Annotated in this window: 21 protein-coding genes and 1 pseudogene; 21 read left to right on the forward strand and 1 reads right to left on the reverse strand. The window is 63.6% G+C overall.

The annotated features are described in order from the left end of the window. The 20 genes and pseudogenes from NEI07_RS16550 to NEI07_RS16645 all read left to right on the forward strand — a co-directional run. Positions 1 to 305, forward strand: a pseudogene (locus NEI07_RS16550) (tRNA (adenosine(37)-N6)-threonylcarbamoyltransferase complex dimerization subunit type 1 TsaB); the annotation flags it as partial. Positions 306 to 314: 9 nt separating this feature from the next. After that, complete coding sequence (locus NEI07_RS16555) at positions 315 to 803, forward strand: GNAT family N-acetyltransferase (protein WP_256036065.1); 489 nt, start codon at positions 315 to 317, stop codon at positions 801 to 803. Between the two features lie 70 nt (positions 804 to 873). Further along, on the forward strand, positions 874 to 1,119 hold the full coding sequence (locus NEI07_RS16560; RefSeq protein ID WP_256036067.1) for a type II toxin-antitoxin system Phd/YefM family antitoxin: 246 nt from the start codon (positions 874 to 876) through the stop codon (positions 1,117 to 1,119). Then, positions 1,116 to 1,502 (forward strand): type II toxin-antitoxin system VapC family toxin, encoded by a 387-nt coding sequence (locus NEI07_RS16565; RefSeq protein WP_256036069.1) that lies wholly within the window; start codon positions 1,116 to 1,118, stop codon positions 1,500 to 1,502. The genes NEI07_RS16560 and NEI07_RS16565 overlap by 4 nt, the downstream gene beginning before the upstream one ends. Before the next feature lie 169 nt (positions 1,503 to 1,671). Beyond that, positions 1,672 to 3,015 (forward strand): tRNA (N6-isopentenyl adenosine(37)-C2)-methylthiotransferase MiaB, encoded by a 1,344-nt coding sequence (miaB, locus tag NEI07_RS16570; RefSeq protein WP_328516990.1) that lies wholly within the window; start codon positions 1,672 to 1,674, stop codon positions 3,013 to 3,015. Continuing rightward, on the forward strand, positions 3,012 to 4,055 hold the full coding sequence (locus tag NEI07_RS16575) for a PhoH family protein (protein ID WP_256036072.1): 1,044 nt from the start codon (positions 3,012 to 3,014) through the stop codon (positions 4,053 to 4,055). Before miaB ends, NEI07_RS16575 begins: the two co-directional genes overlap by 4 nt. A gap of 2 nt (positions 4,056 to 4,057) precedes the next feature. After that, the gene (gene ybeY / locus NEI07_RS16580) at positions 4,058 to 4,549 is read left to right on the forward strand and encodes an rRNA maturation RNase YbeY (protein ID WP_328516989.1); all 492 of its coding nucleotides are present in this window, start codon (positions 4,058 to 4,060) and stop codon (positions 4,547 to 4,549) included. Positions 4,550 to 4,558: 9 nt separating this feature from the next. After that, positions 4,559 to 5,506 carry a hemolysin family protein gene (locus tag NEI07_RS16585; protein ID WP_256036075.1) on the forward strand — a complete coding sequence of 316 codons (948 nt, stop codon included), beginning with the start codon at positions 4,559 to 4,561 and terminating at the stop codon, positions 5,504 to 5,506. 81 nt (positions 5,507 to 5,587) lie between these two features. Next, complete coding sequence (lnt, locus tag NEI07_RS16590; RefSeq protein WP_256036077.1) at positions 5,588 to 7,231, forward strand: apolipoprotein N-acyltransferase; 1,644 nt, start codon at positions 5,588 to 5,590, stop codon at positions 7,229 to 7,231. A gap of 281 nt (positions 7,232 to 7,512) precedes the next feature. Beyond that, a complete protein-coding gene (locus NEI07_RS16595) occupies positions 7,513 to 7,932 on the forward strand; it encodes a helix-turn-helix domain-containing protein (RefSeq protein ID WP_256036079.1) in 420 nt (139 codons plus the stop codon). Between the two features lie 127 nt (positions 7,933 to 8,059). After that, positions 8,060 to 9,250: a methionine adenosyltransferase gene (gene metK / locus NEI07_RS16600; RefSeq protein WP_256036081.1), complete on the forward strand. Its 1,191-nt coding sequence runs from the start codon at positions 8,060 to 8,062 to the stop codon at positions 9,248 to 9,250. A gap of 144 nt (positions 9,251 to 9,394) precedes the next feature. Then, positions 9,395 to 10,078, forward strand: coding sequence for a tRNA (guanosine(46)-N7)-methyltransferase TrmB (trmB, locus tag NEI07_RS16605; protein WP_256036082.1), 684 nt, complete (start codon positions 9,395 to 9,397; stop codon positions 10,076 to 10,078). Positions 10,079 to 10,142: 64 nt separating this feature from the next. Continuing rightward, positions 10,143 to 11,036 (forward strand): thioredoxin family protein, encoded by an 894-nt coding sequence (locus NEI07_RS16610; RefSeq protein ID WP_256036084.1) that lies wholly within the window; start codon positions 10,143 to 10,145, stop codon positions 11,034 to 11,036. A gap of 16 nt (positions 11,037 to 11,052) precedes the next feature. Further along, complete coding sequence (locus NEI07_RS16615; protein ID WP_256036086.1) at positions 11,053 to 11,721, forward strand: LON peptidase substrate-binding domain-containing protein; 669 nt, start codon at positions 11,053 to 11,055, stop codon at positions 11,719 to 11,721. Between the two features lie 15 nt (positions 11,722 to 11,736). Continuing rightward, positions 11,737 to 11,961 carry a Trm112 family protein gene (locus NEI07_RS16620; RefSeq protein WP_014890397.1) on the forward strand — a complete coding sequence of 75 codons (225 nt, stop codon included), beginning with the start codon at positions 11,737 to 11,739 and terminating at the stop codon, positions 11,959 to 11,961. Positions 11,962 to 11,975: 14 nt separating this feature from the next. Beyond that, the gene (locus NEI07_RS16625) at positions 11,976 to 12,851 is read left to right on the forward strand and encodes an acyl-CoA thioesterase (protein WP_256036089.1); all 876 of its coding nucleotides are present in this window, start codon (positions 11,976 to 11,978) and stop codon (positions 12,849 to 12,851) included. Between the two features lie 353 nt (positions 12,852 to 13,204). Then, positions 13,205 to 13,543, forward strand: a complete 339-nt coding sequence (locus NEI07_RS16630; protein WP_014890399.1) for a P-II family nitrogen regulator — start codon at positions 13,205 to 13,207, stop codon at positions 13,541 to 13,543. A gap of 32 nt (positions 13,544 to 13,575) precedes the next feature. Beyond that, entirely contained in the window at positions 13,576 to 15,051 is a 1,476-nt protein-coding gene (locus NEI07_RS16635) for an ammonium transporter (protein ID WP_256036090.1), read from the forward strand. Between the two features lie 154 nt (positions 15,052 to 15,205). Then, positions 15,206 to 15,337 carry a DUF559 domain-containing protein gene (locus tag NEI07_RS16640; RefSeq protein ID WP_256036092.1) on the forward strand — a complete coding sequence of 44 codons (132 nt, stop codon included), beginning with the start codon at positions 15,206 to 15,208 and terminating at the stop codon, positions 15,335 to 15,337. Positions 15,338 to 15,468: 131 nt separating this feature from the next. Continuing rightward, complete coding sequence (locus NEI07_RS16645) at positions 15,469 to 16,968, forward strand: bifunctional metallophosphatase/5'-nucleotidase (protein WP_256036094.1); 1,500 nt, start codon at positions 15,469 to 15,471, stop codon at positions 16,966 to 16,968. On the opposite strand, the gene NEI07_RS16650 is transcribed toward NEI07_RS16645, so the two are convergent. Beyond that, positions 16,969 to 18,417: an NAD-dependent succinate-semialdehyde dehydrogenase gene (locus NEI07_RS16650; protein WP_256036095.1), complete on the reverse strand. Its 1,449-nt coding sequence runs from the start codon at positions 18,415 to 18,417 to the stop codon at positions 16,969 to 16,971. It abuts the gene before it with no gap. A 150-nt stretch (positions 18,418 to 18,567) separates the two neighbouring features. Here NEI07_RS16650 and NEI07_RS16655 point away from each other — a divergent pair, with 150 nt between their 5' ends. After that, positions 18,568 to 20,478: an extracellular solute-binding protein gene (locus NEI07_RS16655; RefSeq protein WP_256036096.1), complete on the forward strand. Its 1,911-nt coding sequence runs from the start codon at positions 18,568 to 18,570 to the stop codon at positions 20,476 to 20,478. Positions 20,479 to 20,501: the final 23 nt, after the last annotated feature.

Consider the following 20,501-nt stretch of genomic DNA (forward strand, 5'->3'; position numbering starts at 1 on the left):
TCGGCGCCGGCCCGCTGCTTCTGGCCGGCTCCGGCGCGCCGCTCCTTGCGAAGGAGGCGCGCGCCCGCGGCGTTCCGGTCCGGATCGCGAGCGAGCGGCTTGCGCCCGATATCGCCCTGGTGGCGCGTCTGGGCCTTGCCGCGCAGCCTGATACTGCGCCCGCGCGGCCGCTTTATCTTAAAGAGCCCGACGTCACCATGCCGAGCCCACGGTCAGACCCACGGAAGGACGCCGGGAGCTTGGGCGATGCGGGTTTGGGCGATGCGGCCGCCCGAGCGCGGCCCGCCGCCACGGCTCAGGCGTGAGCTTGCGCGATGACGCTGCTTTCGTCTTTCTTCGCCAAGCCGAGTTTCGTCATCGAACCCATCGGGGCGGAGCGCGCCGATGACTGCGAACGTCTGCACGGGGCGTCCTTCGCATTTGGCTGGTCGAAAATCGACTTCGAGAATTATCTGACCGACCCCCATATCATCGCCGACGGCGCGGTCGCGGAGGGCCGCAAGGGCGAGCTTGGGGGCTTCATCCTCTCCCGGTTGACGCCGCCTGACGCCGAAGTCCTCACTTTCGCCGTGAACCCGGCGAGACGCGGCGCGGGACTGGGCCGGCGCATTCTTGAAAAGCATCTCGAAAATCTCGAGCGCGGCGGCGCCCGGCTGGTCTTTCTGGAGGTGGCCGACGACAATGAGGCCGCGCTGAAGCTCTACGCGCGGGAAGGCTTCAAAGAGATCGGCAGGCGCGAGAATTACTATCAGCGCGCCGACGGCGAACGGCGCGCGGCGATCGCCCTGCGGCTGGAGATCTGAGCGCGGCGCAAGCTTGCAGGACGCCGCCCGGTAAACTAAACTAACTTGGTTTAGTCTAGCCGAGACGCTCATGCGCATCGTCAACATGCACGAAGCCAAGACCCAGCTCTCCAAGTTGGTCGATCTTGCCTCTAAGGGAGAGCCTTTCATCATCGCGAAGGCCGGAAAACCTTTGGTGAAGGTCACGCCGCTGGAGGCGGCCGCTCAGTCTAAGATCCAGCGGCTCGGCTTTATGGCCGGACAGGGCGTTATCCCAGAAGATTTCGACCGTATGGGCGAGATCGAGATTGGACGGCTATTCGCCGGCGACGCGTGAGACTGCTGCTTGATACCCAGATCATTCTCTGGGCCGCAATATCGCCCGATCGCCTCCCAAAAAAGGCTCAAGCGGTCCTGCTCGAAGAGGCAAATCAACTTGTCTACAGCGTCGCGAGCCTGTGGGAAGTCGCCATCAAACGCAGCCTCAATCGGGCCGACTTTCAAGTCGACCCGCGTGCGCTGCGTCAGGGTCTCTTGAACAATGGGTACGACGAGCTGCCCGTGCTCGGTCAACACGCGCTCGCGACGGACGCGCTGCCGTTGATTCATCGGGATCCGTTCGATCGACTGCTTATTGCTCAGGCGGTCGTCGAAGGCGTCACGCTGCTCACGGCGGATGCCGTGCTCCTGCGCTATGGCGGGCCAGTTCAGAAAATATGAGTGCACGGCGCCTCTTGCGGCAAAAAAAGTCGTATACTGCGCCCACTCGGGTGGCGCGCCGAGTCGCCGGGGCGAGCGATGGAGCAGAAAAATAGTCACAGACGTCAAAGAACTGGTTGAGGCGCGATCCAAACCTCAGCGGTCCGAAGCTGCACGACTATCCAAGGTTCTGGTCAAGTCATACGGCTGCCAGATGAACGTCTATGACGCGACGCGCATGACGGACCTGCTCCGCCAAGAGGGCTACGCCGAGACCAAAAGCGAAGAAGACGCCGATCTCGTCATCCTCAACACATGCCATATCCGCGAAAAGGCCGCGGAAAAAATCTATTCTGAACTGGGCAAGCTTGCGATCGCCAAACGCGTGCTGAACGCACAAGGCCGCGACATGAAAATCGTCGTCGCCGGCTGCGTCGCCCAGGCTGAAGGCGAAGAGGTGCTCAAGCGCCAGCGCGCCGTCGATGTCGTCGTCGGTCCGCAGAGCTATCACCGACTGCCGGAGCTTCTGCGCCAGGCCAGGGACGGCGCCCGCCTCGCCGATACGGATTTCGCGGTCGAGGACAAATTTCGCGCCCTGCCCGCCCCGAACCGCGCGCAGATTCGCGCGCGCGGCGTTTCGGCGTTCGTCACCGTTCAGGAAGGCTGCGACAAGTTCTGCTCGTTCTGCGTCGTGCCCTATACGCGCGGCGCCGAAGCGTCGCGTCCTGTCGCCGAGATCATCGCCGAGACCATGCGGCTCGTCGACGCCGGCGTGCGCGAGATCACGCTGATCGGCCAAAACGTCAACGCTTATCTCGGTCCGGATGGAGACGGCCGGAAGACAAGCCTTGCGCAGCTTCTCGATCGGCTGGCGCAGATCGAAGGTTTGGCGCGCCTGCGCTACACTACAAGTCATCCGGTCGACATGGCGCAAGAGCTGATTGACGCGCATCGCGCGATTCCAAAGCTCATGCCCTATGTGCATCTGCCGGTTCAATCGGGCTCGGACCGCATTCTGAAAGCCATGAACCGCAAGCACGGCGCAGACGCGTACCTCTCGATCGTCGAACGCCTGCGAAAGGCCCGCTCGGACATCGCCATGTCGTCGGACTTCATCGTTGGCTTCCCCGGCGAAAGCGACGCGGATTTCGAGGCGACGATGGCGCTCGCGCGCACCGTGGGCTTCGCTTCAAGCTTTTCGTTCAAATATTCGCCGCGGCCCGGCACGCCCGCCGCCGAGCGGGACGATCAAATCGATGAGGCCGTCAAGAGCGAGCGCCTCGCCGCATTACAGGCTCTGCTTGAAGAGCAGCGGCAAGCCTTCAACGCGGCGACGGTCGGCCAAGAACTCGACGTGCTCTTTGAAAAAGCGGGTCGGCACGAGGGGCAAATCGCGGGCAAGAGTCCCTATATGCAGGCTGTGCATGTTGAAGGCCCGATGGCGTGCGTTGGCCGCGAAGCCCGAGTGAAGATCATCGCGGCGGGCTCGAATTCCTTGGGCGGACGGCTCATGAGCGAGGAGGCGAAGGCTTGACGACGATCGACGACCCGTTGCTCGCCGCACGGGGACCGGAGCCTGTTGACCCGGAAGCGGAAATCACGCTCGCCTTTGAAAACAACCGTCACGCCTCGCTCGTTTTCGGCCTCTACGACCAGAATCTCGCCAAGATCGAACGACGCTTGCGCGTCGCCTCCTTCGCCAATGGCAATCATGTCACGCTCAAAGGCAAGTCCGAGGCCTGCGAACATGCGCGACGCGTGCTCGAGGCGCTTTATGAGCGCGTCGCGCTGGGTCAGACGATCACGCTGGGCGACGTCGACGGCGCCATAGAAGAAACGGCGCGCCAACGCAGCCTGTTTCCGGATTCGGAGCCGTCACGCGGCGCTTTCGAGCAGATCCTGACCCGCAAACGCGGGTCGGTGCGCGCCCGCAACGCCGCGCAGGACCAGTATTTGCGCGCGCTCAAACGCTACGAACTGGTCTTCGCGGAGGGTCCCGCGGGCACCGGCAAGACTTGGCTCGCGGTCGGTCACGCCGTGCAGCTGATGGAGCAAGGCGCGGTCGAACGGCTCATTCTGTCGCGTCCCGCCGTCGAGGCCGGCGAGCGTCTCGGCTTTTTGCCTGGCGACATGCGCGACAAGGTCGACCCCTATCTCCGCCCGATCTACGACGCGCTGCATGATTTCATGGATGCGCGGATGGTCGAGCGCGGCATGCAGACCGGACTCATCGAAGTCGCGCCGCTCGCGTTCATGCGCGGCCGCACGCTGACGCGAAGCTGCATCTTGCTCGACGAGGCGCAGAACGCCAGCTCGATGCAGATGAAGATGTTTCTTACCCGGCTCGGCGAAGGCTCGCGGATGATCGTCACCGGCGATCCGTCGCAGACCGATTTGCCTCCCGGGCAGAAATCCGGTCTCTCGGAAGCCGTAAGCCTGCTCGCCAATCTCGACGTCGTGGGTCGCGTGAGATTTTCGGAAGGCGACGTGGTGCGTCACGATCTCGTGCGGCAAATCGTTGGAGCCTATGAGCGCGCCGCGCGCGCCAACAAGCAGACGCGCGGAGAACCCTGACTTTGGAAATCGACGTGAATGTCGCGGCGCCTGCATGGCGGCGCGTCGAGGATCTGGAAAATTTGGCGAAAGAATGCGTTTGTCAGAGTCTCGCCGTAAGCGGGGCTGCGCTCGCTCCCGAATGTGAAATCAGCGTCACATTTTGCAACGACGCGGCGATCCAGCAGCTCAACGCCGAGTGGCGCGGCAAGGATCAACCGACGAATGTCCTGTCTTTTCCGACGCCTGGCTTGCTCGAGCGCAAGCCTCTCCTTGGCGACGTGATCGTCGCCTTCGAAACCGTCGCCAAAGAGGCGGAGCAACAGGGCAAGCTTTTGCGCGCCCACACGGCGCATATGGTTGCGCATGGATTTCTGCATCTGATCGGATATGATCACGAGACCGCCGCCGAGGCCGAGCGGATGGAGGCGCTGGAGCGTAAGATCGCGACGGCGCTTGGTTTTCCCGACCCCTATGCGGAAGACGCAGAGGGGCCGGCCGGCGGAGCGAATTGAACAAAGCGCATGTCGACGCAATACGATAACGCCGACGATCCCATTCCATTAAGACGCGCTGGCGATGGACCGCGCGTCAGCCTCGTCGACAGGCTCCGCGGGCTGCTCGGTCTTGCGCCGGCCTCGGTGCGCGAGGACATCGAAGACAGGCTTGAAGAATCGGCGGGCGACGTGACCCCGCATGAGCGGGCGCTCTTGAAGAACGTCCTCAGCCTGCACGACATGCGCGTCGACGACGCGATGATCCCCCGCGCCGACATCGTCGCCATCTCGCTTGACGCGCCGCTGCGCGAAGCCTTGGAGCTGTTTCGCACCGCCGCCCATTCGCGCCTGCCGGTGTACGCCGATACGCTCGACGATCCGCGCGGGATGATCCATATCCGCGATTTCGTCAATCATATCGCGTGCTGCGCCGATCGGCGCGAAGACTCCGACGCGACGACCGCCGAACCGAGAAAGATCGATTTCGACACGCCGCTGTCGCAGGCGAATTTGCTCAAGCCGGTGCTCTTCGTGCCGCGCTCCATGCCTGCGCTCGATCTTTTGATCCGTATGCAAGCGACGCGCACGCATCTGGCGCTCGTCATAGACGAATATGGCGGCACGGATGGCCTCGTCACTATCGAGGACATCATGGAGATGATCGTGGGCGACATCGAGGACGAACATGACGTCATCGACGAGTCGGGCTTCGTCGAGCTTGAGAACGGCGATTTCATCATCGACGGGCGCGCCGATCTTGATGAAGTGACGGCGCGGCTCGGCGTCGACTTCAGACTTGAAGACACGCCCGCCGAAGTGACGACCCTCGGCGGTATGGTCGCATGGCTCGCCGGCCGCGTCCCGATGCGCGGCGAGATCATCGCGACGCCGGTCGACTCCCACGAGTTTGAGATCGTCGACGCCGATCCGCGGCGCGTCGGCAAGCTGCGCGTGCGGTCGCGCCGGCCGGCGTGAGACATCCTTCGCACGCGCATAAAATTGTCTGCTAATTCCGCTGTAAAATCGGCCTGCCGATTCGCGGCGGTTCGAGGACCGATGGCGCAGATTGCCGAAATCGCCAGCGTGCGCGCATCTGCGCCGACTCTTTTGCAGCGCATTGTCCTTGCCCGCGGCTGGACACGACACGCGATCGCCTTCTGCGCCGGCGCGGCGGGCGCTCTCGCCCTCGCGCCTTTCGATTTCATCCCGGCCATGTTCGCGCCGCTCACCGTCGCCGTCTGGCTCATCGACGGCGCGGCGGATGGCGAAGACTCGCCGCGCTTTGCCCTTGCCCCGATTCTCTCGGCGGCCGGAGCCGGCTGGTGGCTCGGCTTCGGCTATTTCGTCGCGGGCCTCTGGTGGATGGGCGCCGCGATGCTCGTCGAAGCCGACCAATTCGCCTGGGCGCTGCCGCTCGCCGTGTTCGGCTTGCCGGCGGTGCTCGCGTTGTTTCCGGCCGCGGGTCTCGCGCTCGCGCGCCTCTTGTGGTCGCCTGGCGGCGCCCGCGTCTTCGCGCTCGCCGCGGGACTGGGCGCCGCGGAATGGCTGCGTGGGCATCTCTTCACGGGCTTTCCCTGGAACGATTTCGGCATGGCGCTCACAAGCGCCGGGCCAATGGCGCAGACGGCCTCTCTCGTCGGCCTGCACGGGCTCGACATTATCGCCGTCGTGATTTTCGCCGCGCCCGCGACGCTCACCGATCGCGCGCCCCGCGGCGCCCGCCGCATTCGCGGGACGATGCTCGCCGCGGCGGCGCTCGCCATGCTGATGTTCGCCTATGGCGTGTTTCGGCTGGGCGCCAATGAGACGGAATATGTCGACGGCGTGGCGCTGCGCCTGATGCAGCCCAATCTCCCTCAGGATGCGAAATTTCGCCCCGAGAATGGCGCGAAAATCTTGCATCACTATCTTGACCTCTCGGAACGCGCGACAAATGCGCGGCCGTCCGGCCTCGCCGAAATCACCCATCTCGTCTGGCCGGAATCGGCGTTTCCCTACGTGATTTCAAGCCATCCGGAGGCGCTAGCGGCGATCGCCCGCGCGCTCAAGGGCGGCGTTCTTTTGACCGGCGCGGCGCGGGCCGAAAGCGACGGCGACGGACGGCGGGGCAAGATCTTCAATTCGATCGAGGCGCTAAAGGGAGAGTCGATCGTCGCCTTTTACGACAAGGTTCATCTCGTCCCCTTCGGAGAATATCTGCCGCTCGAGGACCTGCTGCGGCCGCTTGGAATCAATCACCTCGTTCCGGGCATATGGGATCGCGGCGCAGGGCCACGCCTCCTCGCGGCGCCGGGTCTGCCGCCAATCGCGCCGCTCATCTGCTACGAAGCGATTTTTCCGGGCGAGACGATCCAGCGCGGGGCCGCCGATCGCCCGCTTCTGTTTCTCAACGTCACCAATGACGGATGGTTCGGCCGCACGACCGGCCCCTATCAGCATCTCGCCCAGGCCCGCCTGCGCGCGATCGAAGAAGGGTTGCCGATGATCCGCGTCGCCAATACCGGCGTTTCGGCGATCATCGACGCCTACGGACGCATCCTTCAGTCGCTGCCGCTCGGCGAAGAAGGCCTCATTGACGGACGTCTGCCGAGGGCGGCGGCGCCCACCGTCTTCGCCACCTATGGCGCGCTGGCGTTCCCAGCGCTCCTTGCCGCAGCGACGGCCTTGGCCTTGCTCGGCGTCGCCGGGCGCGAGCCATAAGTCGCTCCTGCTTCGTCTGGCGTTCGATGATCTGCCCGCGGCGAAAAGACGCCGCGCGCATGCTGGCCGAGCGCTTTCCTCGATCGCTGAACCTTGCAATTTTTCATGGTTCACGGGCCGCGCAGCTATCGGGCAGGCAAGGAAATGTAGACTATCCTTGCCGGGAAGATCGCGGCCCGACCGCGCTTAACTGAAATCTTCTTGTAATTCATGCACCTAACTGCGATGTAGCTTGCGCGCCAGGCGACAATTCGGCTACAACTGAGCAGGAGGCGGTAACGTTGAAGAAGGCGCCAGACCCGATCGATCGTCACGTCGGCAGCCGCGTTCGCATGCAGCGAATTCTCATGAAAATGAGTCAGGAGAAGCTTGGAGAAGCGCTCGGCCTCACTTTTCAGCAAGTGCAGAAATACGAGAAAGGCGCCAATCGTATCGGCGCGAGCCGCCTGCAACAGATTTCCAAGACTCTGAACGTGCCGCCCTCCTTTTTCTTCGAAGGCGCGCCCGCGAGCGGCGCGCCAGCGCTGACCGGCGGATTCGCAGAGGAGTCCTCGTCGCAATACGTCGTCGATTTTTTATCGACGACGGAAGGCTTGCATCTCAATCGCGCCTTCGCCCGCATCCGCGACCCGAAGGTACGAAAGCGCGTGCTCGATCTGGTGACGACGCTCGCAGATCAGTCCGAGCCGGCGCGGGAGTAAGAGAATCTCGTTCTCCAAACCGAACGATTTGGCCTTTTCGGCTTGACGCACCGAACGGGCGCTGGCAGATGACTCCCCCTGCTCCGCAGTTATTCAACTCTTCCTCAAAGCCATCGGAGATTTGGAAGTGACCCGGAAAAATTATCTTTTCACGAGCGAGTCCGTTTCCGAAGGCCATCCCGACAAGGTTTGCGACCGAATTTCAGATGAAATCGTTGACGAGTTCTTCCGTGAAGGCCCCAAGGCGGGCATCGACCCCTACGCCATTCGCGTCGCGGCGGAGACTCTCGCGACGACAAACCGCGTGGTCATCGCCGGAGAAGTGCGCGGGCCGCATATTCCCTTCGATCAGATCATCGAGATCACGCGCGGCGCGATTCGTTCCATCGGCTACGAGCAGCGTGGGTTCCATTGGAACACCGCCAATGTGGAAGTGCTGCTGCATGAGCAGTCCGTCGACATTGCGCAGGGCGTGGACGCCGCCGGCAACAAGGACGAAGGCGCGGGCGACCAGGGCATCATGTTCGGCTACGCCGTGCGCGAAACGCCTGAACTGATGCCGGCGCCGATCTATTATTCGCATAAGATTCTGGAGCTGCTCGCCCAGGCGCGCCATAGCGGCAAGGAAAAAGGCCTCGGTCCCGACGCCAAGAGCCAGGTCACGGTGCGCTACGCCGACGGCAAGCCCGTCGAGGCGACGCAGATCGTGCTGTCGCATCAGCATGTCGACGAGACCCTATCGCCCGCCGACATTCGCAGCATCGCCGAGCCCTATATCCGCAACGCGCTGCCCGACGGCTGGATCACCAACACGACCGTCTGGCACGTCAATCCGACCGGCAAGTTCTACATTGGCGGGCCCGACGGCGACGCCGGCCTTACGGGCCGCAAAATCATCGTCGACACCTATGGCGGCGCCGCGCCCCATGGCGGCGGCGCGTTCTCCGGCAAGGATCCGACCAAGGTCGATCGTTCGGCCGCTTACGCCGCCCGCTATCTCGCCAAGAACGTCGTTGCGGCCGGGCTCGCCGACCGCTGCACGCTGCAGCTGTCCTACGCGATCGGCGTCGCCGAGCCGCTCTCGATCTATGTCGATCTGCATGGCACCGGCCATGTGTGCGAGGAGAAGGTGGAAGAGCTGCTGCCTCAGCTCATTCGCCTCTCGCCGCGGGGGATTCGCGAGCATCTTCAGCTGAACCGACCGATCTATGCGCGAACCTCCTCCTACGGCCACTTCGGCCGCACGCCTGACGCGGACGGCGGCTTCTCCTGGGAGAAGACCGACCTTGTCGACCAGCTGAAGTCGCATTTCGCGTAAGTTCGGCCGGATCGACGAGCGGCTCGGAAGGCGAACGCCGCAGCGGGGGATTTTTCCCTCGCGAGATGGCTCTGTTCGTGGCGTGGGCGCAAGCCGGCGCCACGAACTGGGCGACGTTCCAATGATCGCGGCCCTTTTGCGCTTATGAGCGAGACCTCTCAGCAACGCGGCGCTCACGCCCGTCTCTATGGCCGCTCGAAAGGCAAGGCGCTCCGAAAGCGTCAGGCGGCGCTGATCGACGAGCTCTTGCCGCGTCTGTCGCTCGACCTTGCGCAGCCGCCGGCGCCTACGGCCCGAGAAAGGCGCCTCGAGATCGGCTTTGGCGGCGGCGAGCATCTGATTGCGGCGGCGAGCGACAGTCCCGAGGTCGAATTCATCGGCTGCGAACCTTTCCTCAACGGCGTGGCGAAGCTCCTCGCCCGGATCGACGAGCGTGGACTGACGAATATCCGCCTGCATCAAGGCGACGCCGCAGATGTGCTCGACTGGTTGCCGGAGGACAGCCTGTCGCGCGTATATCTTTTCTATCCTGACCCCTGGCCAAAGAGGCGCCAGCGCAAGAGGCGTTTCGTGGCGCGTGAAAATCTCGACCGTCTGGCGCGGGCGATGCATGCGGACGCTGAGCTGCGTTTTGCGACGGATATCGACGATTACGCCGCCTGGACCTTGGCGCGGCTGCGCGCGCACCCAGCCTTCCGCTGGCGCGCGCAGCGCGCCGAGGACTGGCGAGCGCCATGGCCAGGCTGGACCCGAACCAAATATGAAGCCAAAGCCATGGCCGAAGGCCGCGATCCGGTCTATCTGACCTTCGTCCGGGCGCTGCGCTAAGACGCCTCTAAGCTGCAAAACCTTTAGATCACACGGCCGATGATGGCGACAAGGGGAGACGCGCATGGTTGAGACGGCGGGAATGGCTAACGCGCCGACGACGCCGATCGAAACGACCACGGATCGTTTCCGCGCCGACGTTCTCGACGCGTCGATGCGGCAGATCGTGCTCGTCGATTTTTGGGCGCCATGGTGCGGCCCTTGTCGCCAGCTCGCGCCCGTCATCGAGCGTCTGGTAGCCGCCTCCGGCGGCAAGATCGCGCTCGTCAAAATGAATATCGACGCCGATCCGCTGATCGCCGATCAGCTCGGCGTCAAGTCGATTCCCGCCGTCGTGGCGTTTCAGCGCGCGCGACCGATCGATGGTTTCGTCGGCGCGCTGCCCGAGAGTCAAATCAAGGGCTTTCTGGAGCGGCTGATCGGCCCGATCGAGGACGAGGGCGATGCGCTCGAAGCGGCGCAGGCGATGATCGCCGACGGCGATCTCGCCGGCGCGGAGTCGCTGCTGAGCGAAGTCGCCGGCGGCGAACCGCCCAACGCCAAAGCCGCCGCCGCCTTGCTACGTCTTTACATCGACTCCGGACGCTTCGATGAGGCCGGGGCGCTCCTTGAGGCCCTTCCTGACGCCATTCGCCGCGACAGCGGCGTCGCCGCGGCTGGGGCGGCGCTTCAGAACGCCCAGCAGGCCCAGGATCTCGGCGAGATCGACGAACTGAGAAATCGCGTCAATTTCGATCCCAACGACCTGCAGGCCTATTTCGATCTCGCGCTCGCGCTCAACGCCAAAGGACTGCGCGAGGAAGCGACGGATGCGCTGCTTGAAATCATCCGCCGCGACCGTAGTTGGAATGACGATGGCGCAAGAAAGCAGCTCATTCAGTTTTTTGAGGCGTGGGGACCGATGGACAAGGCGGCCGTGAACGCACGGCGACGACTATCCACGCTGCTCTACTCCTAGGGAGGCGTTCGCCGATATGAGCCTGAACCATCCCTACGCCGACATCGACGAATTGCCGAAGGTTCTGCCGCTTTTCCCGCTTTCGGGCGCCATATTGCTGCCGCGCGGCGAACTGCCGCTCAATGTTTTTGAGCCGCGCTATCTCGCGATGGTCGACGACGCGATCGCCAGCACGCGGCTGATCGGCATGATCCAGCCGCTGCCGGGCGACGAGACGGTCTGCGACGCGACGCAGCTCTATGATGTCGGCTGCGCCGGACGGATCACGCGCCTCGCCGAGACCGGAGACGGCCGCTATCTCATCACCCTCACCGGCGTGGCGCGATTTCGCGTTCTCGAGGAGCTTAGGGTTCGGACGCCGTATCGCCAGTGTCGGGCCGGATATGACGAATTCATGGAGGATTTGACGACGGGCGCCGGCGCCGATGCGGTCGACCGCGAAAGCATGGTGTCGATGTTGCGCAACTTCGCCGAATGTTCGAAACTTGAAGTCGACTGGGCGAGCATAGACGCGGCGCCGACGGAGACGCTCGTCAACGCGCTCGCGATGATGTGTCCGTTCGGCGCCAACGACAAGCAGGCGCTGATCGAAGCCATCGATCTGAAAACCCGCGCGGAAACGCTGATCGCGCTCGCGAAGCTCGATCTCGCGCAACGCGCCGGCGAGCGGCCGCAGTGGCATTGAAGGAAATTGACGACCATGACTGACGAACGCGATTCCGGCGCCGAGAGATTTGACTCCCCTGCGGAGCCGACGCGGATCGATCCGCGCCTGCTCGAAATCCTCGTCTGCCCGCTGACGAAGACGACGCTCGAATATGACAGCGCGCGCCAGGAGCTCATTTCGCGCTCGGCGCGGCTGGCCTATCCGATCCGGGACGGCATTCCGATCATGCTGCCCGAAGAGGCGCGCCAGATCGACTGACCGGCTCGTCCGCGATGGACGAAACCGCGCCATCCAAGCTTCTGGCGCTTCTCGATCTCGAGGAGGTCGGACCAGACCTCTTCCGCGGCCATAGCCCGACCTCTTCCGGCCGTCAGGTCTATGGCGGACAGGCCGTGGCTCAGGCGCTCGTCGCCGCGACGCGGACGACCCCTGCGGACCGTCCTGCGCATTCGCTGCACGGCTATTTCGTCCTCGCCGGCGATCCGTCGATCCCGATCGACTTTGCCGTCGAACGCGTGCGCGACGGCAAGAGCTTCACGACGCGGCGCTGTAACGCCACGCAGCGCGGACACACGATCTTTTCAATGGAGGCGTCGTTCCAGCGGCGAGAAGAAGGTCTTACGCACGCCGCCCACATGCCGGACGCGCCAGACCCGGAGAGTCTCGACGACGTGCATGCGCTCGTCGAGCGCTTTCGCGCCTTCCTTCCGGAACAGGCCGAGAGCTGGCTGCAGCGACGAAGCGCGCTCGACATGCGCGTCGTCGCGCCCGACGACGTGTTTTTTCCCGAACGCCGCGCGGCCGGCCAGATGATCTGGTTTCGCGTGCGCGGCGCGGCGCCCGACGACCCCGCCGTTCACACGGCGCTGCTCGCCTATCTTTCCGATATGACGCTGCTCAATACGGCGCTGCTCGTTCACGGCCTTACGATCTTCGATCCGAAGATTCAGGTGGCGAGCCTCGATCATGCCCTGTGGATACATGGGCCGATGCGAGTCGACGAATGGCTGCTCTATGCGCAGCAAAGCCCGTGGGCCGGCGGCGCGCGCGCCTTGACGCGCGGCCAGATCTTCACCCGCGAGGGACGCCTCGTCGCCTCGGTGAGCCAGGAAGGCCTGGTGCGCCAGCGCGACTCGACGCGATCCTGAGCGGCTGCCTACACTGTAGGCAGACGAAGGACGTCTGCGCAATATTTAGGCACAATGCCGGGCGGCGGCGCCCTAAGCGAAAGCGCGCGGGCGCACCAGCGCCGCCCCCGACTCGAGCGCATAGCCGAGGCCCGCAAAGGCGATAGCCAACCCCGCCGCAAGCTGCGGCACAGCCTGTGTCACAGCAGATACGCTTCCGGTCAGTAGATTCAGTCGTCAGCGCGGCTGGCACGGCATTTGAAAGCGGCAAGTCGCCGACGCGGCGGCGTCCTCCCGCGAATTGCAATCAAAAGACGCCGCCGTCACGCGAGCGAACGCTCGCCAACGAGGTCGATAACCAACAGGATTGGCAGATGAAAATCGTGACAGCGATCATCAAGCCGTTCAAGCTCGATGAGGTCCGCGACGCGCTGACCAACATCGGCGTGCACGGCCTTACCGTGACTGAGGTCAAGGGCTACGGACGTCAGAAGGGACATACGGAAATTTATCGCGGCGCCGAGTATGCGATCAGTTTCTTGCCTAAGCTAAAAATCGAAGTCGCTGTCGACGCCGCCCTCGTCGAACAGGTGATCCAGGCAATCTCCAACACCGCGCGCACCGGACAGATCGGCGACGGAAAAATTTTCGTCACGCCGCTCGAGCGCGCCATCCGCATCCGCACCGGCGAAACCGACGCCGACGCGCTTTGATCGCCTCCCCGCAACATCAGGAGCTCTCACACATGAAACTTCCTTCGCCTCGAAGCGCTTCTGTCGCTTCGGTCATCGCGGGAGCGGCGATTTCGGCATCCTTGGCGTTTCCGGCCTTCGCCGCGAACGATCCGACTCCCAACCCCGGCGACACCGCCTGGTTGCTGACGTCTTCGCTCTTGGTGCTGATGATGTCGATTCCGGGCCTCGCGCTGTTCTACGGCGGCCTGGTGCGCGCCAAGAACATGCTGTCGATCCTCTCGCAAACCTTCGCGATCGTCGCGCTCGTCGGCGTGATCTGGACGGTCTACGGCTATTCGCTCGCCTTCGGCGACGGCGGATCGCTCAGCAATTATATCGGCGGCTTCAACAAGCTGTTTCTCAAGGGCGTGACGGCCGCCTCCAATGCGGCGACCTTCACCCCCGGCCACGTCATTCCGGAATATGCCTATTTCGTCTTCCAGATGACCTTCGCGATGATCACCCCGGCGCTGATCATCGGCGCCTTCGCCGAGCGCATGAAATTTTCGGCCGTTCTGCTGTTCGTCGCCTTCTGGGTGACGGTCATCTACTTCCCCATCGCGCATTGGGTGTGGGGCGTCGCCGATCCGAACGCGCTCGTTGATGCCGCGACCCAACTCGCCGCGGCCGGCGACGAGGCGGCGAAAGCGGCCGCGCAGGCGAAGATCGACGAGATCAACGCCGCCGTGGGCTGGCTCGCCGGCAAGGGCGCGCTGGACTTCGCGGGCGGCACGGTGGTGCACATCAACGCCGGCATCGCCGGCCTCGTGGGCGCAATCATCGTCGGCAAGCGCATCGGCTACGGCAAAGAGGCTTTGCCGCCGCATTCGCTCACCCTGTCGATGGTCGGCGCCTCATTGCTGTGGGTCGGCTGGTTCGGCTTCAACGCCGGCTCCAATCTCGAGGCGAACGGCACGACGGCGCTCGCATTCGTCAACACCATGGTGGCGACGGCGGCTGCGGCGCTCTCCTGGATGATCGTCGAGTGGTTGGTGAAGGGCAAACCGTCGATGCTCGGCCTCATCACCGGCGCGGTCGCCGGCCTCGTGGCGGTGACGCCGGCGTCGGGCTATGCCGGTCCGGTCGGCGCCATCGTCCTTGGCCTCGCCGTTTCGCCGATCTGCCTCTTCTTCGTCGATTTCGTGAAGAAGATGGCGGGCTACGACGACGCGCTTGATGTCTTCGGCGTGCACTGCATCGGCGGCATCACCGGCGCCTTGGCGACCGGCATTCTGGTCAGTCCCGATCTCGGCGGCGTCGGCATCACCGACTACACCAATCTGGAAACCTTCGCCGGAACCTATGACATGATGACGCAGATGAAGGCGCAGGCGATCGCCGTCGTCGCGACTCTCCTGTGGTCCGGCATCGGTTCGGCGATCCTTTACAAGCTCGTCGATGTCATCGTCGGTCTGCGGCCGACGCCGGATCAAGAGCGCGAAGGCCTCGACATCACCGATCACGGCGAGCGCGCTTACAACTACTAAGTTCAGTCTCCTGACACGATGCGAAGCGGCGCCCACGGGCGCCGTTTCTTTTTTATTGCGGACGCAAATTGTTATGGGCGCAACGCTTGCCGCCCCTCTCCCCGCGGAGAGCGGGGAGAGGTAAGGTGAGGGGCCAGGTGATTTAGCGAAGCGAATGACGGATGAGAGGCCACCGCATACTGAATCCCGCGGCTACCGCGTCATCCGTTTCGACAATGCGCATCTCTATGAAAATATCGAGGCTGTCATGGAGGCCATCTTGGCGGACCTCCATGGAAGCGGATAGATCTCCGGCGCTCACCACGCCCCTCACCTCTCCCCGCAAGCGGGGAGAGGAAGCGGCAGGCGCCTCGCTCAATGAGCGAACATCGCCGCTTACCAAAACCGTGATCACATGTGTCCTGCGAAGTGAGCAAAATGTTTCGAAAACTTCAGCGCTCCAGCGCAATCCTCTTTCTCCTCGCGGCTTTCGCCTTCCCCGCCCACGCAGCCGAGCGCGTCGTCAATCTCACCTTCGTCGTCTTTAGCGACATCTACGAAATGGCTGAGAGAGACGGACGCGGCGGGTTCGCCCGGATCGCCGGCGCGCTGAAAGCCGAGCGCGCAAGAGCAAAGAACATCATCGTCGCGCACGCCGGCGACACGCTGTCGCCTTCGCTCACCTCGAGCGTCGACAAGGGCGCGCATATCATCGATCTCCTCAACCGAATCGGGCTCGACGTGTTCACGCCCGGCAATCACGAGTTCGATTTTGGCGAAGCGGTATTCCGCCAGCGCATGGGCGAAACGAAATTCGCTCTGCTCGCCGCCAATCTGCGCGACGCCTCCGGCCGCTCCGCGCCGGGCTTCGCCGACAGCAAGATCGTCGACGTCGATGGGGTGAAGGTCGGAATCTTCGGTCTGACCGACGACGAGGCGGCGAGACGGTCCAGCCCCGGAAGCCTAAAACTTCTACCCGCGATCGAGACCGCGAAACGCCAGGCCAAGGCGCTGCGCGACGCCGGCGCCGATCTTGTCGTCGTCGTCACGCATTCCGAATGGCAGGACGATCTGCGCCTCGCGAAACTTGGGCCGATCGACATTGTTCTGTCCGGGCATGACCACAATCTTCTGGTCGCCTATGACGGCCGCGCCGCCGTCGGCGAGACACAGGCCGACGGCGTCAATCTCGTCGCGATCGATGTCGAGATGCGGATCGCCGACGACGGCGTAAAGCGCTGGACGCCCAGGTTCCGCATCATCGACACGTCCGACGTGACGCCAGACGCCGCGATTGCAGAGCGCGTCGCGCAATATGAAGCCGAGATCGACAAGGCGCTCGACGTCGACATCGGGCGCACAAAGACGCCGCTCGACAGCCGAAAGGCGAGCGTGCGCAGTGAAGAGACCGCGATCGGCGACTTTTTCGCCGACGCGATGCGCGCCGCCGCCGGCGCTGACGTTGCAATCATCAACGGCGGCGGCATTCGCGGGAACCGCAGCTACGCTCCCGGGACAACGCTGACGCGCAAGGACATCGCCAAGGAGCTGCCGTTCAACAATCAGCTTGTGACTCTGGAGCTTTCAGGCGCCGATCTGCGCGCCGCCTTGGAAAACGCCGTCTGGCTGATCGGCAAGGACGCCGGCCGCTTCGCTCAGATTTCCGGCGCCCGCATCGTCGTGCGGCGTGATGCTACGCCAGGCTCGCGGCTTGTTTCAATCGAAGTCGGCGGCAAGCCGCTCGACGACACGAAGCTCTACAAGGTCGCGACGATCGACTTCCTGGCGCGCGGCAAGGACGGCTATGCCGCGCTTGCGCGGGGGAAACCGCTGGTCAGCGACCTCGAGGGTCCGCTGCTGACGAACGTCATCATCGGCGCCATCGAAAAGGCCGGCGCGATTGCGCCCGTCGTCGACGGCCGCATCAGGATCGAATGATCAGAGCCCGCCGAGACAGACATATTTGATCTCGATGTAATCATCGACGCCGTAGCGCGATCCTTCGCGTCCCAGGCCCGAGTGTTTCACCCCGCCAAACGGCGCTGCTTCGGTTGAGATCAGCGTTTCGTTGACGCCGACCATGCCGAATTCCAACTGCTCGGCGACGCGGATGACGCGGGCGACGTCGCGACTATAGAAGTAAGCGGCAAGACCGTAAGGCGTGGCGTTGGCGAGACGCACCGCTTCACCCTCGCTTTCAAAGGAAATCAGCGGCGCGACGGGACCGAAGGTCTCCTCGTTGAAGATGAGCGCGTCAGCCGGCACATTGGCGAGCACCGTGGGTTGAAAAAAAGAGCCGCCGAGCGCGTGGCGGGCGCCCCCGGTGAGCACCTTTGCGCCGCGGGCGACGGCGTCCGCGACGTGGCGCTCGACCTTTTCGACCGCCGCTTGTTCAATCAGCGGACCGATGGCGACGCCCTCCTCCGTCCCTTCGCCGATTTTTAACGCGCCAGCCGCCGCGGCAAGCTTTTCGGCGAAGGCGTCGATGATCGACGCATGCACGAGAATGCGGTTCGCCGAAACGCAGGTCTGGCCGCTGTTGCGATATTTGGTGGCGATCGCGCCCTCGACGGCGCGCTCGAGATCGGCGTCTTCAAAGATGATCAGCGGCGCGTTGCCGCCAAGCTCCATCGAGCATTTCTGAATATTCTCGGCCGCTTGCCGCAGCAAGATCCTGCCGACCTCGGTCGACCCCGTGAAGGTCAGCTTGCGCACGAGGGGATTTTGCGTGAACTCCAACCCGACCGGCGCCGGGTCTTTCGCCGTGACCACATTGATCACGCCGGAAGGCACGCCGGCGCGTTCGGCAAGCTCCGCGAGCGCCAGCGCCGAGAAGGGCGTCAGCTCCGCAGGCTTCACCACCATCGTGCAGCCGGCGCCGAGCGCCGCGCCGACCTTGCGTGCGAACATGGCCGAAGGGAAGTTCCACGGCGTAATCGCCGCGGTGACGCCAATCGCCTGTTTGAAGACCAGCAGGGCACGATCGGTCGGACCCGGTATCACGTCGCCATAGATGCGCCGCCCCTCCTCCGCGAACCACTCGATGAAGCTGGCGGCGTAGCCGATTTCTCCGCGCGCCTCGGCAAGCGGCTTGCCCATTTCAGCGGTGATGATGCGCGCCAGCCGCTCCTGATCGGCCATGATCAGCTCGAACCAACGGCGCATAATATGCGCGCGCTCCTTGGCGGCGCGATCGCGCCAGCTTGGCAGCGCCCGCGCACAAGACTCGATCGCCCGGCGCGTCTCGGCTGCGCCCATGTCGGGAACTTGGCCGAGGACAGCGCCTGTCGCCGGGTTATTAACGGCGAAGGTTGCGCCGCTGTCGGCGCCTACCCAAAGCCCTCCGATGAATGCTTGCTCGCGAAGGCCTAGGCTGACAGAGTTCATTTCGACTTCCCCCTGGGCGCGCATCGCGCATTTTTGCTACAAAGGGCCAAAGCGGCGTGACGGTCCTTAACGGGCCGCTCGCGAACCCGCAAAAAAACCGACATAATCGCGGCTCATGGGCAAGCGCCCTTCCTCCGCCTGAGGTCACATTTGGCTCGTTCCACAATCGTCGATCTGACGCGCATTCGCCTGTCCCGTCGCTCTGTTATCGGCGCCGGCGCCGCCGCATTGGTCGCGCCGCACGTTCTGGCCAAACCCGGAGCGCCGACCGGCGCCCCCAACCGCTTCGGTCCTCTCGCCCAGGGCGAAGTCGAGAGCCACGGCCTTTCGACCTTTGGCGACCTTGGCGAGCCGGCCGACTTCAAATATTTCGGCTACGTCAATCCAAAAGCCCCCAAGGGAGGGACGTTGGCGCTGTCGCCGGCAAGCTCGACCTACGACAGTTTCAACGCCTATGTGCTGAGGGGCAATCCCGCGACGGGCATGACGCTCGTTTTCGACAGTCTGATGAATCAGAGCCTCGACGAACGCGACGCCTACTACGGCCTCGTCGCCAAGAAGGTGCGCATCTCGCCTGACAAGCTCACTTACGCTTTTCTGTTGCGTAAAGAGGCGCGGTTCCACGACGGCTCGCCGCTCACGGCGCATGACGCGGCCTTTTCGCTCAACATTCTCAAGAGCAAGGGCCATCCTGTCATCAGCCAGATGCTGCGTGACCTCGAAAGCGCCGAAGCGGAGGCGGACGACGTGCTCGTGCTGCGCTTCGCGCCCGATCGCACGCGCGATCTACCGCTCAGCGTCGTGGGCCAGCCGATCTTTTCGCGCGCCTATTACAAAGACCGCGACTTCGAAGCGACGACGATGGAGCCGCCGCTCGGCTCCGGGCCGTATAAGGTCGGCGCCTTCGAGCAGGGCCGCTACATCGCCTATCATCGCATGCCTGACTATTGGGCGAAGGGCCTGCCGATCACGACAGGCCAGGCGAATTTCGACGTCGTGCGCTTCGAATATTTCGGCGACAGCCAGGTCGCCTTCGAAGCCTTCAAGGCCGGCGCATTCACCGAGCGAGAGGAAAACATCGCGCGCGTTTGGGCGACGGGCTATGATTTTCCGGCGTTCAAGGACGGGCGCGTCAAGCGAACGACGACGCCCAACTACAATATTCCGCAGATCCAGGGATGGTTCTTCAACACGCGCCGGAAGATTTTCAAAGACCCGCGGGTGCGCGAAGCAATCGGCTACGCCTTTGATTATCAATGGACCAGCCGCAACCTGATGTATGACGCCTATAAGCGCATCTCGTCCTATTTCGAGAACTCCGAGCTTGAAGCGAAAGGCTTGCCGAGCGAACAGGAAAAGGCGCTGCTGGAGCCTTATCGCGCTGATCTGCCCGCGGAAGTTTTTGGCGAGCCCTTCGTCGCGCCGGTTTCTGACGGCACGGGTCAGGATCGCGTCCTGCTCAAGAAGGCGAATGATCTGTTCGTCGCGGCCGGCTGCACGCGCAAGGATGGCGTTCTATGCTTGCCCGACGGGTCGCCGCTGGAATTCGAGTTTCTCGATAATTCCAACGTCTTCGAGCGGCACACCCAGCCCTTCATCAAGAATTTGAAGCTTCTCGGAGTCAACGCCCACATCCGCGTCGTCGACGCCGCACAGTATAAGCAGCGACTCGAAAACTTTGACTTCGACGTCGTTCACGACGTGCTGATGATGAGCTGGAACCCCGGAGAGGAGCTTCGCGCCTATTTCAGCTCGAAGACCGCCAATATGCCCGGCTCGCGCAACCTGCCGGGGGTCTCCAATCCGGCGATCGACTCGCTCGTCGAAAAGGCGCTCCAGGCGCAAACGCGCGAAGAACTCGTCACCTGCTGCCGCGCCCTCGACCGTGCTTTGCGCGCGCAGCGCTATTGGGTTCCGCATTGGTATAATCCGGTGCATCGCTTCGCCTATTGGGATCTCTTCGGCCAGCCCGAACGCCCGCCGAAATTCGACACCGGCGTGCTGTGGACCTGGTGGTGGGACGAAGATAAGGCGAAAAAAATCAACTTCACGGGACGCTAAGGGGTTTTCCCGGCGCAGTCCGT

The organism is Methylocystis suflitae (assembly GCF_024448135.1).
GTDB classification, from domain to species: Bacteria; Pseudomonadota; Alphaproteobacteria; order Rhizobiales; family Beijerinckiaceae; genus Methylocystis; species Methylocystis suflitae.